Origin of the sequence: Nocardioides sp. JS614, assembly GCF_000015265.1 — a bacterium.
Taxonomy (GTDB): Bacteria; Actinomycetota; Actinomycetes; order Propionibacteriales; family Nocardioidaceae; genus Nocardioides.
In genome coordinates this window covers 888,894-903,555 of sequence record NC_008699.1, presented here as the reverse complement: position 1 = coordinate 903,555, position 14,662 = coordinate 888,894, and the positions used below count along the sequence as shown (strand labels likewise).

General features: G+C 71.5%; 13 protein-coding genes. All 13 read right to left on the bottom strand.

What is annotated here, in order from left to right; genetic code table 11:
* Positions 1–20 precede the first annotated feature (20 nt).
* From NOCA_RS05785 to NOCA_RS05725, 13 genes are read right to left on the bottom strand one after another with little or no spacing between them, the layout of a single operon-like run.
* Entirely contained in the window at positions 21–2,579 is a 2,559-nt protein-coding gene (locus tag NOCA_RS05785; protein ID WP_011754335.1) for a bifunctional FO biosynthesis protein CofGH, read from the bottom strand.
* Positions 2,576–3,337 carry an enoyl-CoA hydratase-related protein gene (locus tag NOCA_RS05780; protein ID WP_011754334.1) on the bottom strand — a complete coding sequence of 254 codons (762 nt, stop codon included), beginning with the start codon at positions 3,335–3,337 and terminating at the stop codon, positions 2,576–2,578. Before NOCA_RS05780 ends, NOCA_RS05785 begins: the two co-directional genes overlap by 4 nt.
* Positions 3,334–4,161, bottom strand: coding sequence for a 3-hydroxyacyl-CoA dehydrogenase family protein (locus NOCA_RS05775; protein ID WP_011754333.1), 828 nt, complete (start codon positions 4,159–4,161; stop codon positions 3,334–3,336). Before NOCA_RS05775 ends, NOCA_RS05780 begins: the two co-directional genes overlap by 4 nt.
* A complete protein-coding gene (locus tag NOCA_RS05770) occupies positions 4,158–5,783 on the bottom strand; it encodes an AMP-binding protein (protein ID WP_011754332.1) in 1,626 nt (541 codons plus the stop codon). Before NOCA_RS05770 ends, NOCA_RS05775 begins: the two co-directional genes overlap by 4 nt.
* Positions 5,780–6,970, bottom strand: a complete 1,191-nt coding sequence (locus NOCA_RS05765) for a CaiB/BaiF CoA transferase family protein (protein ID WP_011754331.1) — start codon at positions 6,968–6,970, stop codon at positions 5,780–5,782. The genes NOCA_RS05770 and NOCA_RS05765 overlap by 4 nt, the downstream gene beginning before the upstream one ends.
* Before the next feature lie 5 nt (positions 6,971–6,975).
* Complete coding sequence (locus NOCA_RS05760) at positions 6,976–8,124, bottom strand: acyl-CoA dehydrogenase family protein (protein ID WP_041547147.1); 1,149 nt, start codon at positions 8,122–8,124, stop codon at positions 6,976–6,978.
* Positions 8,125–8,132: 8 nt separating this feature from the next.
* Entirely contained in the window at positions 8,133–8,834 is a 702-nt protein-coding gene (locus NOCA_RS05755) for an enoyl-CoA hydratase/isomerase family protein (protein WP_011754329.1), read from the bottom strand.
* A complete protein-coding gene (locus NOCA_RS05750; protein WP_011754328.1) occupies positions 8,831–9,901 on the bottom strand; it encodes an LLM class flavin-dependent oxidoreductase in 1,071 nt (356 codons plus the stop codon). The genes NOCA_RS05755 and NOCA_RS05750 overlap by 4 nt, the downstream gene beginning before the upstream one ends.
* The gene (locus NOCA_RS05745) at positions 9,898–10,587 is read right to left on the bottom strand and encodes an ABC transporter ATP-binding protein (protein ID WP_011754327.1); all 690 of its coding nucleotides are present in this window, start codon (positions 10,585–10,587) and stop codon (positions 9,898–9,900) included. Before NOCA_RS05745 ends, NOCA_RS05750 begins: the two co-directional genes overlap by 4 nt.
* Complete coding sequence (locus NOCA_RS05740) at positions 10,580–11,332, bottom strand: ABC transporter ATP-binding protein (protein ID WP_011754326.1); 753 nt, start codon at positions 11,330–11,332, stop codon at positions 10,580–10,582. The genes NOCA_RS05745 and NOCA_RS05740 overlap by 8 nt, the downstream gene beginning before the upstream one ends.
* On the bottom strand, positions 11,329–12,354 hold the full coding sequence (locus NOCA_RS05735) for a branched-chain amino acid ABC transporter permease (protein WP_011754325.1): 1,026 nt from the start codon (positions 12,352–12,354) through the stop codon (positions 11,329–11,331). Before NOCA_RS05735 ends, NOCA_RS05740 begins: the two co-directional genes overlap by 4 nt.
* Positions 12,351–13,217 carry a branched-chain amino acid ABC transporter permease gene (locus NOCA_RS05730; protein WP_011754324.1) on the bottom strand — a complete coding sequence of 289 codons (867 nt, stop codon included), beginning with the start codon at positions 13,215–13,217 and terminating at the stop codon, positions 12,351–12,353. Before NOCA_RS05730 ends, NOCA_RS05735 begins: the two co-directional genes overlap by 4 nt.
* A 44-nt stretch (positions 13,218–13,261) precedes the next feature.
* Entirely contained in the window at positions 13,262–14,452 is a 1,191-nt protein-coding gene (locus NOCA_RS05725) for an ABC transporter substrate-binding protein (RefSeq protein WP_011754323.1), read from the bottom strand.
* Positions 14,453–14,662 lie beyond the last annotated feature (210 nt).

Sequence of the window (14,662 nt, the reverse complement as noted above, 5' to 3'; positions counted from 1 at the left end):
TGTGTTCCTCTCGGTGGATCTCAGGGGGCGTTGGTGACCATCGGCAGCAGCGTCCGGGTGGCTCCGTCGAACCTCAGGGCCGCTTCGGCTCGCTCGTCGGACACGTGCCCGTACGTCGTGGTCCGCTGCCTGGCGGGACGGCCCGCCAGAGCGGCGATCCCGTGCATCTGCTCGACCGTCTTGAGCGAGCCGAACGTCGACCCGGCCATCCGGCTGATCGTCTCCTCCATCAGCGTGCCGCCGATGTCGTTCGCGCCGCTCCGCAGCAGGTCGGCGCAGCCGTCCTCGCCGAGCTTGACCCAGGAGCACTGGATGTTGTCGATCGCACCGTGCAGCAGGATCCGGGCCATCGCGTGCACCGCCCGGTTGTCGCGGTTGCTCGGCCCGGGCCGCGCCACGCCGGCGAGGTAGACGGGAGAGCTCTGGTGGATGAACGGCAAGGGCACGAACTCGGTGAAGCCACCGGTCTCCCGCTGGACCCGCGCGAGCAGCCGCAGGTGGGCGACCCAGTGGTGCGGCGCGTCCACGTGGCCGTACATCATCGTGGCGCTGGATCGGACGCCGAGGCTGTGGGCCGTCTTCACGACATCGACCCAGACGTCGGCCGGGAGCTTGCCCTTCGTCAGCACCCACCGGATCTCGTCGTCGAGGATCTCGGCGGCCGTCCCCGGGATGGTGTCGAGCCCGGCGTCTCGAGCGGCGATCAGCCAGTCCCGGACCGAGAGGCCGGAACGGGCCGCACCCGAGACGATCTCCATCGGGGAGAACGCGTGGATGTGCAACCCGGGCGCCCGTCGCCGGACCTCCGCGGCCAGGTCGAAGTACGCGGTGCCGGGCAGCTTGGGGTCGATCCCACCCTGCATGCACACCTCGGTCGCGCCGACGGCCCACGCCTCCTCCGCGCGCTGGCCGACCTCGTCGATCGACAGCGTGTACGCGTCAGCGTCCGTCTCGCGCTGGGCGAAGGCACAGAAGCGGCAGCCGACGTAGCAGACGTTGGTGAAGTTGATGTTGCGGTTGACCACGAACGTCACGTCGTCACCGACGACGTCACGTCGCAGACCGTCCGCGAGCCGGCACAGCTCGTCGAGTGCCGGCCCGTCCGCGGTCATCAGGGCCAGCGCCTGCGCGTCGGAGAGGGCCCCCGGGTCGCGCTCGGCGACGCGGAGCGCAGCCGAGACCTCCGGCGGGAGCGCCGGAGCGGGTGCGGAGTGCCGGACCTGCTCGCGCAGCACTCCCCAGTCGCCGTAGGCGACGTCGAAGTCCGAGCGCCGGTCGGTCCGGCGGCCGGTGACGTCGATCTCGGCGTGCAGGTCCGTACGCCCCACGCTCCCCCACGCGACGTCCGGCTGCTGCCAGGGGCGCCCGGTCGGCAGGGCACCGGCGGCCGCCAGGCCGGTGGCCGGGTCGATCAGGGCGCGCACGTGCGGGACGATCCGCGGGTCGAGCCACGGGTCGCCGGCCAGGGCGTGCTCGGGGTGGACCGTCAGGCGCTCGCGGAGCTCGAACCCGGCCGCGGCGGAGAGCTCCGCGAGCCGCTCGACCTCGGGCCAGGGGCGTTCGGGGTTCACGTGGTCGGGGGTCACCGGCGAGACGCCGCCCCAGTCGTCGACGCCGGCCCCGAGCAGCCGGTCGAACTCGTGCGGGTCGGAGAGGTTCGGTGGCACCTGGATCCGCATCCTCGGCCCGAGGACCAGCCGCGCGACGGCGATCGCGGCGAGGTACTCCTCCACATCCGCGTCCCGTGTCCGCCTCATCGCGGTGTCGGGCTTCGCCCGGAAGTTCTGGACGATGACCTCCTGGATCGCGCCGTACTGGCGAGCGACCCGGCGGATCGCGAACAGCGACTCGGCACGGTCCTGCAGCGTCTCGCCGATGCCGACCAGGATCCCGGTGGTGAACGGGATCGCGCTACGAGCAGCGTCCTCGAGCACCCGCAACCGGACGGCGGGGTCCTTGTCGGGTGAGCCGTAGTGGCACCCGCCCGGCTCGGTGAACAGCGCCGTCGCGGTGGTCTCGAGCATCAGCCCCATGGACGGGGCGACCGGCTTGAGCCGCTGGAGCTCCTGCCAGGTCATCACGCCTGGGTTGAGGTGCGGAAGCAGCCCGGTCTCCTCGAGCACCAGGATCGCCATCGCCCGGACGTAGGAGAGGGTGTCGGGGTAGCCCCGCGACTCGAGCCACTCGCGCGCGACGTCCCAGCGATCCTCGGGCCGGTCACCCAGCGTGAACAGCGCCTCCTTGCAGCCCTGGGCGGCTCCCGCCCTGGCGATGTCCAGCACCTCGTCGGGCGACAGGAACGGCGCCGGGACGCGTCCGGGCGTCGTGGCGAACGTGCAGTAGTGGCACCGGTCGCGGCACAGTCGGGTGAGCGGCACGAAGACCTTCCGGCTGTACGTGACGATCCCGGTCCGCCCGGCGTCGTCGAGCCCACGGTCGCGCACGGTGGCGGCCGCCCGGCAGAGCGACTCGAGGTCCACCCCGCGTGCCTGCAGGAGTACGACGGCCTCGGCGACGTCGAGCGCCTTGGCCGACTCCGCGCGTGCGAGCGCTCGGGACATGCCGGCGACGGCGGTCATCGGGCCACCACCCACGACGGGCTGCGCCTGGAGGTGAACGCGGCGACGCCTTCGGCCGCCTCCGCGCCGGCGAAGAGCCGGGCCGACACGCCGGCCATCTCCACCAGGAGACCGTCCACGTCCACTCCGATCCGTTGTCGGGCCAGTGTCTTGATCACGCGCTGTGCATCGGGGGCGCCCTGGCGGAGCTCGGAGAGGACCGTCGAGACCTTCGACGCGTCCTCGACGACCCTGGTGACCAGGCCGAGCTCGTGCGCGGTCACCGCCCCGAACACCGCGCCGTCGAGCAGCCGCGGCACCAGCGCGCGGACGTCGGCGAGCGGCAGCGTCACGGCCATCACCAGCGCCGGCGCGACGCCGACCCGCGACTCGGAGTAGGCGAAGCTCGAGCGGGCCGTCGCCAGGACGACGTCGGCGCAGGCCAGCAGTCCCAAGCCGCCACCACGCACGGCACCGTCGACCATGACCACGACGGGCTTGGGGTAGTGCCAGAGCTCGCGGAGCAGGTGGGCGAGGAGCTCGGAGTGGGAGCTGTCGTCAGGGCCGAGTGCCGCGCGCTCCTTGAGGTCCACGCCGGAGCAGAACGCCGGCCCGACGTGCTGGACCAGGAGTCCGCGGCCCGTGCCGGTCGCCGAGCGACGCACCTCGTCGTGCAGCGCGGTGAGCAGCTCGACCGAGAGAGCGTTGCGGTTCGTGGGCGAGTCGATCTCCAGGGTGTCGAAGCCCTGCCGGGTCCCGACCCGGAGCAGGCCACTCACGACTGCGCCTCGTAGTCGTAGAAGCCACGACCGGACTTCTTGCCGAGGTGCCCGGCGGCGACGAGGTCGACCAGCACCGCGGGCGGTTCGTACGCCGCGTCCCCGGAGCGCTCGAACATGCTGCGCAAGTTGTTCAGGCGGGCGTCGAGCCCGACCAGGTCGGCGAGCTCCAGCGGTCCCATGGGATGTCCGTAGCCCAGCCTCAACGCCTTGTCGATGTCGGCGGCGTTGGCGACCTGCTCCTCGACCATGCGCATGGCCTCGGTCCCGAGGATCAAGCCCAGTCGGCTGGTCACGAAGCCCGGGAGGTCTCGCACCACGATCGGGTCCTTGCCGAGGCGGACCGCGAGCGCCACCGCCCGGTCCCGGGCGTCGTCGCTCGTCCGTGTGCCGACGACGACCTCGACCAGAGGCATCCGGTGGGCCGGGTTGAAGAAGTGCATCCCCACCACACGGGACGACCCGCCGCACGCCTCGGCGAGCGCGCTGATGCTCATCGTCGAGGTGTTGCTGACGAGCAGCGTGCCGGGTGGCGCGCCGCGCAGCTGCTGGAAGATCTGCGTCTTGAGCGGGAGGATCTCCGGCACCGCCTCGATGACGACCTCGGCCGTCTCGAGGGAGCCGGCCAGTGACGTGGTCGTGTGCAAGACCCCCCGATCCGGCTGCGGGTGTCGGGCGAAGTGCTCCGACACCCGTGCCTGAGCACGGTCGAGCACGTCCTCGGCGACGTCCACCAACGTCACCTCGAAGCCCGTGGCGAGTGCTGCGATCGCGATGCCACGGCCCATCGTGCCCCCACCCACGACCACCATCGACGTGCTCATCGGCTGGCCTCGTCGGTCACGGGGCCGTACGCGCGACGGAGCGATGCTCGATCGACCTTGCCGGTGCTGCTCTTCGCGAGCCCGTCGACGTACTCGATGTGTCGCGGATAGGCATGGGCCCCGACCTCGGCGCGCACCCGCGACTGCAGCTCGGTGGTCAGCTCGGGGCTGGGAACCACGTCCGCGCCCAGGACCACGAAGGCGGTGACCTCCTGGCCCCGCTGGGGATCGGGCAGCCCGACGACGGCGCACTCGGCGACGTCCGGGTGCGCCAGGATCGCGCCCTCGATCTCGGCCGGGCCCAGTCGATAGCCACCGCTCTTGATGATGTCGTCGGCCCGTCCGTGGAAGTACAGGTTCCCGTCGGCGTCCGCGTGTGCGGAGTCTCCCGTCAGGAGCCAGCCGTTGCGGAACTTGGCGGCCGTCGCCTCGGGCGCATTCCAGTAGCGCAGCATGCACACCGGGTCGTCCGCGCGTACCGCGATCTCGCCCACGACGCCCGGCCCGACCGGCTGCTGGCGTGCGTCGAGGATGGCGACCTCGTGACCGGGGTACGGGCGTCCGAGGCATCGCGGGTCGAGCTCACCGAGCACGTTCGCGTGACCGATCAACGCGTTGGCCTCGGTCTGGCCGAAGGCGTTGTTCACACTCAGGCCGAGCTCGTCGCGAGCCCAGGAGGCCAGCTCGGACTCGACCGCCTCGGCGCCGCTGATCAGTACCCGCAGCCGGAGAGTGGCCATCGTCTCCTTGGTGAGGGCGCCCGAGCGTTGCAGCACCCGGAGCGCCGTGGGCGGGAAGAGCCCCACACTCACGCCGGTGTCCCGCATGATGGCGACCGTGCGCTCGGCGTCGAACCGAGGCTCGCGGTAGGCCACCACGGTGATTCCATAGGCGAGCGGCACGAGCAGGCCCAGCATCAGGCCGCCGGCCCAGGACCAGTCGACGGGGCTGTAGGCCACGTCGCCCTCACGGACGTGGTCCCACGCGAGGTCGATCGCGTGATGGCCGAGCAGCACCCGGTGACCGTGCAGCACCCCTTTGGACGAGCCGGTCGTGCCCGAGGTGTAGAGGAGGAGTGCCGGGTCGTCGGCTCCGGACGAGGCGAAGGACGTGAGCGGCTCGTGCCCGTCGAGGGCGCCCCCGAGCCAGCCCTCGTCGCCGGTGACGAGCAGGGTGGCGCCGGTGCGCTCGGCCAGCTCGCGCTCCCCGATCCCTCCCGCGCAGACGAGCACCAGGGCGCCGCTGTCCTCGAGGCGGTGCGCGACCGCGTCGACCCCGAGGACGTTGGACACGGTCACGACGACGGCGCCGAGCTTGAGCGTGGCGAGGACCGCGATCGCCATCTCGGCACTCTGGGGGAGCTTCACCGCGACCCGATCGCCGACGCCGACGCCCAGGCCCCGGAGCACGCCGGCGAGTCGGCTGGAGAGGTCGTCGAGCCGGCCGAAGGAGACCTCGGTGGTCCGGTCAGGAGCGACCACGACGAGTGCCGGGCGCCCCGCGGGGGCCGACAGACAGTCGGTCGCGATGTTGTAGTCGGCGAGCGCCGGCCAGCGGAACGCGTCCCGGGCGGCCTCCCAGCTGCCCACCTGCGGGGCCTTGATGGAGGCGAGGCCGGTCATCGGAGTGCCCCCTTCTCGGGCCGGTCGACGATCGCTTCGACGAACGCGTCGTCGAAGCCGAGCTCGGCGAGGATCTCGGCGGTGTGCTCGCCGAGACCGGGTGGCGGCCGGCGTACGGATCCGGGGTTGTCGGACAGCTTCACCGGGACCCCGGTGACCTTCAACGGCCCGGCATGGTGGTCGACGTCGACCACCATCTGGTTGTGGAGCACCTGCGGGTCGCTGAAGACGTCGACGTAGTCGTTGACCGGGCCGACGATCACGTCGTGCTTCCAGAGGACGTCCAGCGCCCGGTCACGGGGCACGGTCCCCAGGAACGCGCCGATCTCGGCGTCGAGCGCCACACGGTTCGCCAGGCGCAGCTCGTTCGTCCGGAACCGCTCGTCGTCGGCCAGCGCGGGGCGACCCATCGCGGCGCACAGGTTGCCGAAGAACTTGTCGTTGTAGCAGGCCAGGTGCAGGAAGCGCCCGTCGGCGCACTCGTAGGCGTTGTACGGCGCGTACCAGTCGATGCTGTTGCCCGAACGCGGCTGCTGCGTGCCGAGCAGGAAGTACTTCCCGGTGTACGGCGCCTGGATGTGCACCAACCCGTCGATCAGCGAGACGTCGACCTGCTGGCCGTGGCCGGTCGCCTCCCGGGCTCGCAGCGCGGCCAGGGCACCGACCGAGGCGAGCAGCGAGGCCGTGGCGTCCCCGACCGGCGGCCCGGCCTTCGTCGGGGGTCCGCCGGCAGGTCCGGTGACGGCCATGAAGCCGGTCAGGGCCTGGGCGACCGGGTCGATCCCCGCGCGGCCGGCGTAGGGCCCCTCGGCGCCGAACGACGACAACGAGACCGAGATGACGCGAGGGTTCTGAGCGCGCAGCGTCTCGTGGTCGAGCCCGAGCGACCGGCGGGCCGAGGGACGCAGGTTGTCCACGACGATGTCCGCCCACTGCACGAGACGAGCCAGCACCTGCTGGCCCTCGTCGCTTCGAAGGTCGATGCGCACGCTGCGCTTGTTGCGGTTGACCCCGACGAACACCCCGCTGTCGGATCCTCGCCGCGGGCCGAACCGGCGGGTCTCGTCGCCGTTCGGCGGTTCGAGCTTGATCACGTCCGCGCCCAGGTCCCCGAGCAGGGTCGCGCAGTAGGGTCCGGCGAGCATCGACGCCGCGTCGAGGACCTTGACGCCTTCGAGTGCCATCATCGCGATCACCGCGGCTTCAGGCCGAGCTCGCGGGCCACGATGTTGCGCTGCACCTGCGAGGCCCCACCGGCGACGGTCGCGATGACCGCATCGACGTAGTGCATCGTCAGCGGGTGCTCGTCGACGTAGCCGTAGCCACCGTGCAGCTGCATGCAGTACCGCGCAGCGTCGGCGTAGAGCTCCGCGGAGGCGATCTTCGCCATCGACGCCTCCTTGGTGTGCGGCTGTCCGGCGTCGTGGAGCTCACCGCCGCGGTAGACCAGCAGCCGGACGCTCTCGACACGCGTGTAGAGGTCCACGAGCAGGTGGGCGACGGCCTGGAAGTCACCGATCGCCCGGCCGAACTGCTCGCGCTCCTTGACGTGCTGCAGGGTGTCCTCGAGGACCTGCAGGGTGGCGCCGACGAAGCCGGCGCTGATGATCAGGCGCTCGAGCGGGAGCTCGGCGCCGAGCTGGCGCCAGCCGTTGTTCTCGACGCCGACGAGCCGATCGACCGGCACCCGGACGTCGTCGAGGAAGACCTCGTAGACGCCGGTGATGTTGCGTCCCATGGTGGGCAGGCGGCGCAGCGTGACGCCGGGCAGGGTCGGGTCGAGGAGGATCATGCTGATCCCGTCCTGCTTGCGGGCCGCCGGGTCGGTCCGGGCGTAGAGCTGCACGATCGTGTCGGGGAGCCCGGCCGCCTCGCAGAAGGTCTTCTGGCCGTTCAGGACGTAGTGGTCTCCGTCTCGCCGAGCCGAGGTGAGCAGGCTCGCCGCGTCGGAGCCCGCTTCGGGCTCGGTGACGGCGATGGAGAGTCGGGTCCGGCCACTCATGATGGCCGGGATCAGCTCGGCCTTCTGGACGTCGGAGCCGTCGGTGACGATCGTGCGCAGTCCGGAGGCGGTGAGGCTGAAGCACGCCACCAGGTCGGTGCTCCCGCGCCCGAGCTCCTCAGCGACCACGAGCAGGTCGCTGGCGGTGCCACCCGAGCCGCCGAGCTCGTCGGGGATGCCGATGCCGTACCACCCGAGGTCGGCGATCTGGTCGAACACCTCCTTCGGGTAGGTACCTGCCTTGTCCCACTCGAGGCAACGCCACTCGTCGCACTCCTTGTGCACGAAAGCGCGCACGCTCTGGCGCACGAACTCCCGCAGCTGGTCGGAATCGGTCATGTCCTCGGTCACTTCTCCTCAATCCAGGCGTACTCGGGGGGCGGCGTGAGGTCGTGGGGCGAACCCCGCCTCAGCACCTGCTTGACGTGGGCGACCGACGAGCGCGGGCTCGTCGCGAGGCGGCGAGCGAAGCCGCGGGCGTGCGCGTGTGCGGACTCGTCGTCGGGCAGGGCGTGCGCGAGCCACCCGAGGGCGACCCCCTCGTCGGGGCCGTAGGTGCCGCCACCGAGGGCGATGTCGGCAGCCCGGACCGGGCCGACCACCTCGACGAGCCGCGCAGTGATCGCGGCGGGCAGGCGCAGCCCCTTGGGCACCTCAGGAAGGCTGAACCGCGCCGACGCGGACCCGATCGTGAGGTCGCAGGCCAGCGCCAGGCCCCAGCCGGCGCCGTACGCGGCACCGGTCACCACCGCGATCGTCGGCTGCTCGAGGTTGCGCAGCCGGGCGATCGCCTCGGTGACCAGCCTGATCCTCCGTTGGCGGTCCTCGGCTGATGCCGTGGCGCCGAGCTCCTTGAGGTCCGCGCCCGCGCAGAAGGCCCCACCCGCCCCGGCCAGCACGACGACCCGGAGGTCGGGGGCGTCCTGCACGACGGCCAGCTCCGCGACGAGGCTGCGCAGCAGCTCGGTCGTGAGGGCGTTCCTGCTCTCGGGCCGGTGGAGGGTGAGGGTCACCACTCCCTCGTCCACGGTGCGCAACAGCTGGGTCATCGCGAGGCTCGTCCGGGCCAGACCTGCGGGATGACCTGATCGATCAGGAGCCCGGCGGCCTCGTGCGGGTCGGGCCCGAGCGGGGCCCCGACGTAGAACTCGGTGTAGCCCTCCGCGGCGGCGAGGTCGCGCAGCTCCGCGATGGCCGGCACGCACTCCTCCGGGGTCCCCGAGACGATCAGCGCGTCCGCCAGGTCGTCGGAGCACTGCGCGGCGGCACCGTCGATGCCGAGACCGGCGTCGAAGGCGTCCTTGACCGCGCCCGCCGACTCGAGGTCGAGGCCGACCCGCTCGAGGTCGGGCCACAGGCGCGGGTTGCCGACGACGAGTGCGACCTGCCGGCGCGCGTGCTCGCGGGCACGCTTGCGGTCGGTCGAGATCGAGGTGTTGATGCCGAAGATCAACCGCAGCGGCGCCATCGACGCCGGCCGGGCCGCCATGGCCCGGTCGAGCCCCGATATCTCCCCGAATCGACCGGTGCGGAACGCGGCCCGGGACAGCGTCGGCATGTTGCTGGGCGAGATGAGGCCGTCGGCGTGCTCCCCGGCGACGGCGAGGATGCGCGGCCCGACACCCGCGAGGACGATGCACGGCGGTCGTTCCACGCCGTAGGTCAGCTCGGCGACGGCACCGGGCTTGTACGACAGCGCCTGACCCAGGGTGGGGAAGCGGTCGAGCTCCACCCGGCTACCCGCCCAGAGGTCCCGCATCAGGACGATCGCCTCGCGCACGGCCGAGATCGGCCGGTCCTTCTGGAACAGGCTGTTCACGATCGCCCCGCCGGTGCCCATCCCGACGATGACCTCCCGGCCGTCGGGCACGACCTCGGCCAGGGTTGCCGCCGACGAGGCCATCTCGATCGGGTTGCGTCCGATCGGATAGGTCACGTTGGTCCCGACGCCGCAGCCGGCCTGCGCGAGGGCGCCGAGCAGTGCGTACACGTTGCGGGCCAGCATCTGGTCCTGGACCCAGACGGTGTCGACGACCGGCGCCAGCCGCTGGCCGAGGGCTACCAGCTCGCGCGAGCCGCTCCACGGGGTGATCTGGACCCCCAGCGCTCCGGTCATGACGCTTCTCCTTCATCTCCGGCGAGCGCGGCGCCGGGCGGCACCGCACGCGCGAGCGACAGCAGCCCCCGGTCCATCGTGGCCACTCGGTCGGCCAGCTGGTGGGGAAACGGCCCAGCCTGCTCCATGAGCACCACGGCGACCCCGCGTTCCTTGAGCAGCCGCACCAGCTCGGCGACGGCCGCGACGATGCTGGGCGCCAGCCCCTCCGTCGGCTCGTCGAGCACGACGGCTCGTGAGCCGAGGAGGACCGCGCGGGTGATGGCGAGCATCTGCTGCTCACCACCGCTGAGCAGGCGGGCGCGCACCGCGGACCGGTCGCTGAGCTTGGGGAACAGGGTCAGCAGCTCCCCCAGTGACACCGCGCCGGGCGCCGCGTGGGCGCCCACGAGGCGGACGTGCTCGGCGACGGTGCAGCTGCCGAACACCCGGCGCCCCTGGGGCACCAGGGCGACGCCGGCCCGGACGGTCGCGGTGGCGCGCGGCCTCCCGAGGTCGTGACCGGCGACCAGCACTCGCCCGGTACGTGACCGGTGCAGGCCGGCGATGGCATTGGCCAGCGTGGACTTGCCGGCGCCGTTGGGGCCGACGACGGCCAGCACCTCCCCGGCGGCCACGCGGAAGCTGGCGCCGCGGACGGCCTGGACCGCGCCGTATGTCGCCCTCAGGTTCTCGACCTCAAGCATGGTCGTCCACCCCCAGGTAGATCTCGGACATGATCGGCATCGCGCGTACGTCCTCGGGGCTGCCCTCGGCGACGACCTCGCCGAGGTTGAGCAGGGTCACGTGGGTGGCCATCCGGAACGCCAGCTCCACGTCGTGGTCGATGAACATGACCGCGAGCTCGGGATCGAGGCCGAAGACCAGGGCGAGCAGCTCCTCGGTCTCCTCGCTGCTCAGTCCTGCCCCCGGCTCGTCGAGCAGGATCACCGAGCACGGCTGGGCGACGGCGGCCACGATCTCCAGACGCCGCTGCTGGCCGTACGCCAGCTGCCCGACCTGGATGTCCCGGATCGCGGTCAGCCCGCCCCGCTCGAGCAGGCCGTCGACGTGGGACCAGACGGCGCGGGCCGTCGACCACGGCCGCACCGGGTCGAACCGGCGGGGGCTCCCGACCTGAGCGGCGATCGCGAGGTTCTGGGCCACCGTCATGGCCGGGAAGAGGTTGGTGATCTGGAAGGTCCGCGCGAGGCCGCACCGGGCACGACGGTGCACCGGCATCGAGGTCACGTCCCGGCCGCGCAGGCGGACGGTCCCGGACGTCGGCCGCAGGACTCCGGCGGCCATGTTCATCAGGGTCGTCTTGCCCGCGCCGTTGGGTCCCACCAGGGCCCGCCGCTCACCCGGAGCGAGCCGGACGGACACGTCCCGGTTGATGTGGACGCCCCCGATCTGCTTGCAGATCGCGTCGAGCTCGAGGACGGTGCTCATGGGCCCTCCTGGACCGGTACGGCGGCGAGCGCAACCGCGCCGCAGCTGGGACTCGCGCCGGTGCCGGCGTCGGGGGCCGGCGTCGCACCCTCGTCGGTGGCGGCCCGGCGGCCGATCCATCCGCGCGGACGCGTCGACACGAGGTCCCCGAGCAGCGCGACCGCGACGTAGACCAGGCCCGTCAGTGCGAGCCAGTTCTCGGTGCGGCTGCTGGCGAGGTCCTCGCCGAAAGTGAGGACCACGGCCACGACGACGGGTGCGGCCAGCGCCGCGCCGGCGATCACCACGATGATCAGGCCCCGGGCGGACACCAGGGCGCCGAGGTCCTCCGGGCTGACGAACCGGATCAGGTAGGCGTGCAGCACGCCGGCGACCGCGGCGACCGCGGCGGAGAGCTCGAAGGCGAAGACCTTGTACGCGCCGACGCGGTAGCCCAGGGCCCGCATCCGGCTCTCGCTCTCGCGGATGCCCACGAGGATGCCCCCGAGCGCGGAGCGCTGGACCAGCCGGAGCACGAGCAGGCACAGTGCCGTCACGCCGATCGTGAAGTAGAAGAAGGCGAGCGGATCGGCCAGGTCGATCGGCAGCGGCCCGGCGTCCGGGCGGGTCACCCCGACGAGCCCGTCGGACCCGCCGACCGAGCGCCACCGCAGTGCGAGGGATCGGAGCATCTCCGCGAAGGCGAGCGTGATGAGCAGGAACCCGATGCTGCCCAGGCGTGAGGCCACGAGGGCGATCGGGAGCGCCACGGCGCAGGTGAGGAGAACGGCGATGGCGAGGGCGACGAACACGTTGTCGACCTCCCACCGCGTGACGGCCAGCCCGGCGGCGTACGCACCGATCCCGAAGAACGCGGCATGGCCGAAGGACGGCAGCGCGAGGATGCGCAGGAGGAACCACACCGAGAGGCCGACCACGGCCCAGACCAGCCCCCGGGTCACGAGGCCGATCTGGAAGAGGTCGAGGTAGTACGGCGCCGCGAGGAGCGCTACCGTCCCGGCGAGCATCGCGAGCCACTTCATCGGGCACCTCCGAACAGCCCCTGGGGGCGCCAGGCGAGGACGACGACGACCAGCGCCATCATCGTGAACTCTGCGAACGTCGGCAGCAGCGCCTTGCCGTAGGCGTCGGCGATGCCGACCGTCAGGCTGGCGATGAACGCGCCCTTGAGGTTGCCGGGCCCGCCCAGGACGACGATCACGAAGGCCAGCACCAGGACCCCGAACTCCTGGCCCATGGCGGCACCCAGCACGGGGGCGCCGATCCCGCCGGCCAGGCCCGCGAGCAGGCCGGAGAGCGCGAAGACCGCCAGGAACAGCGGACCGGACGCGACCCCGGTCGCCTCCAGCATGTCCCGGTCGTCCACCCCGGCCCGGACCATCGCGCCGAAGCGGGTGCGCTCCTGCAACCACCAGAGCGATCCGGCCAGGACGAGAGCGACCCCTCCCATCAGCACCCGGTAGGTCGGGAACGCGGAGCCGGCCAGGTCCCAGGAACCGGAGGCGAACCCGGGCTCCGGGAGGGACCGGGGCAGCCCCTCCCAGAGCACGCGAGCGGTCTCCGCGAACACGAGCAGCAGACCGAAGGTGAGCAGCACCTGGCTGAGCTCGTCCGAGGCGAGCTTGGTCCACCGCAGCCGGGAGACCGCGTACACGAGCGTCGAGAGCACCGTCCCGGTCGCCCCGGCGGCGAGCACGGCCACCGGGAACGACGAGGACGAGAGCGCGGTCGCGACGTACGCGGCCACCATGAACACGGCGCCGTGGGTCAGGTTGACGAAGCCGGCCAGACCGAACGTCAGGGTGAACCCGGAGGCCAGCAGGAACAGCAGCAGGCCGAAGGACACCCCGATCGCCAGCTGGAGCACTGCCTGTGCGAAGGACATGATCACTCCTCGTCCGGCCCCGGAGGGCCCCGACGCAACGGTCGTCAGGGGATCTCGGTGACGATCTTGTGGGACAGGCCGGTGGCCGAGGACTCGACGGTGTAGTAGTAGGTCGGCGCGATCGCGTACCCGGTGTCGGGGTCGAACGCGAGCGGACCCCACGGGGCTTCGATCTTGGTGCTCCGGATGGCGGCGGCGAGCTTCTCGCCGTCGGTCGCGTCGTCGCCGGCCCGCTCGATCGCGTCGAGGAGGACACTCCCCGAGGCCCACGCACCGGCGGTGAAGTGGCTGGGGACGAAGTCCGGATTGGCGGCCTTCATGGTCGAGATGAACCGCTCGTTCTCGGCGTTGTCGAGGGTCGAGGAGTAGTAGAAGGCGGCCCCGACGCCGACCGCGGCCGGGCCGATCTGGTTGAGGACGAGCTCGGTGACGAGCGGTCCGTGCCCGATCAGCGGCATCTTGGCCTTCACCCCGAACTTGTCGTACTGCTGCACGAAGCGAATGGCGTCGGCGCCGGCGAAGCCCGCGAAGACGACGTCGGCGTCGGGGAGCTGCGAGAGGTACGAGGCGAAGTCGCTGGTGCCGAGAGGCGCGTAGACCTCCTTGACGATCGAGCCGCCGGCCTCGGTGAAGCCCTTCTTGAAGTTCTCGGCAACCTCATGGCCGTAGGCGAAGTCGCTGGCCACGATCACGGCCGACCGGTAGTCCAGGTCGGTCGCTGCGTAGGTGCCCAGCTTGCCGGCGTCGTGGCCGGCGGTCGGTGCCGCCACGGCAGCCGTCGCGAACTCGGAGAGTCCGTCGGGGTTCGGGATCGGGCCGAGCTGGGGGATGCCCCGCTCGGCGAGGATGGGTCCGACCGCGAGCGTCGCCGCACCCGTCGCGCAGCAGACCACGGCCGAGACCCCGTCCTGGTCGACGAGCTTGTTGGCCTTCGACACGGCCGTGGCGGGATCGGTGGCCTCGTCCTCGAAGACGAGCTCGATCGAGCGGTCGCCGACCTTGAAGTCGTCGAGCTTGAGTCGGGCGGTCAGGGCAGCCTCCATCGGCTTGCCGTAGAGCCCGAACGGACCCGTGTAGGGCAGCAACACGCCGATCTTGATCGGTTCGTCTGATGACTTGCTCTCGGAGACTGCGGCGCCGCCACACCCTGCGAGTACTACGGACCCTGCTACAGCGGCCGCCAGGGCGATGAGCCCACGGCCGCGGAGCCGCCCGGAGGCGAGAAAACTGGTCATGACTTCGTCCTTCGAGGGGAGTTGGATCCGAGATGTCTTATGACTTAGGTCGTCATACAACTCCCCCATTTTCCGTCTGTCAATGGTTGACTTGTCAGATCTCTGTCTCTAATATCAGCGTCGTTATGACGAACTCATCCACCAGGAACCCGCACTTCCGCGCCGAGGATCAGACCAGTGAGGTCGCGGCCGAGATGCCGGCTGCCGCAA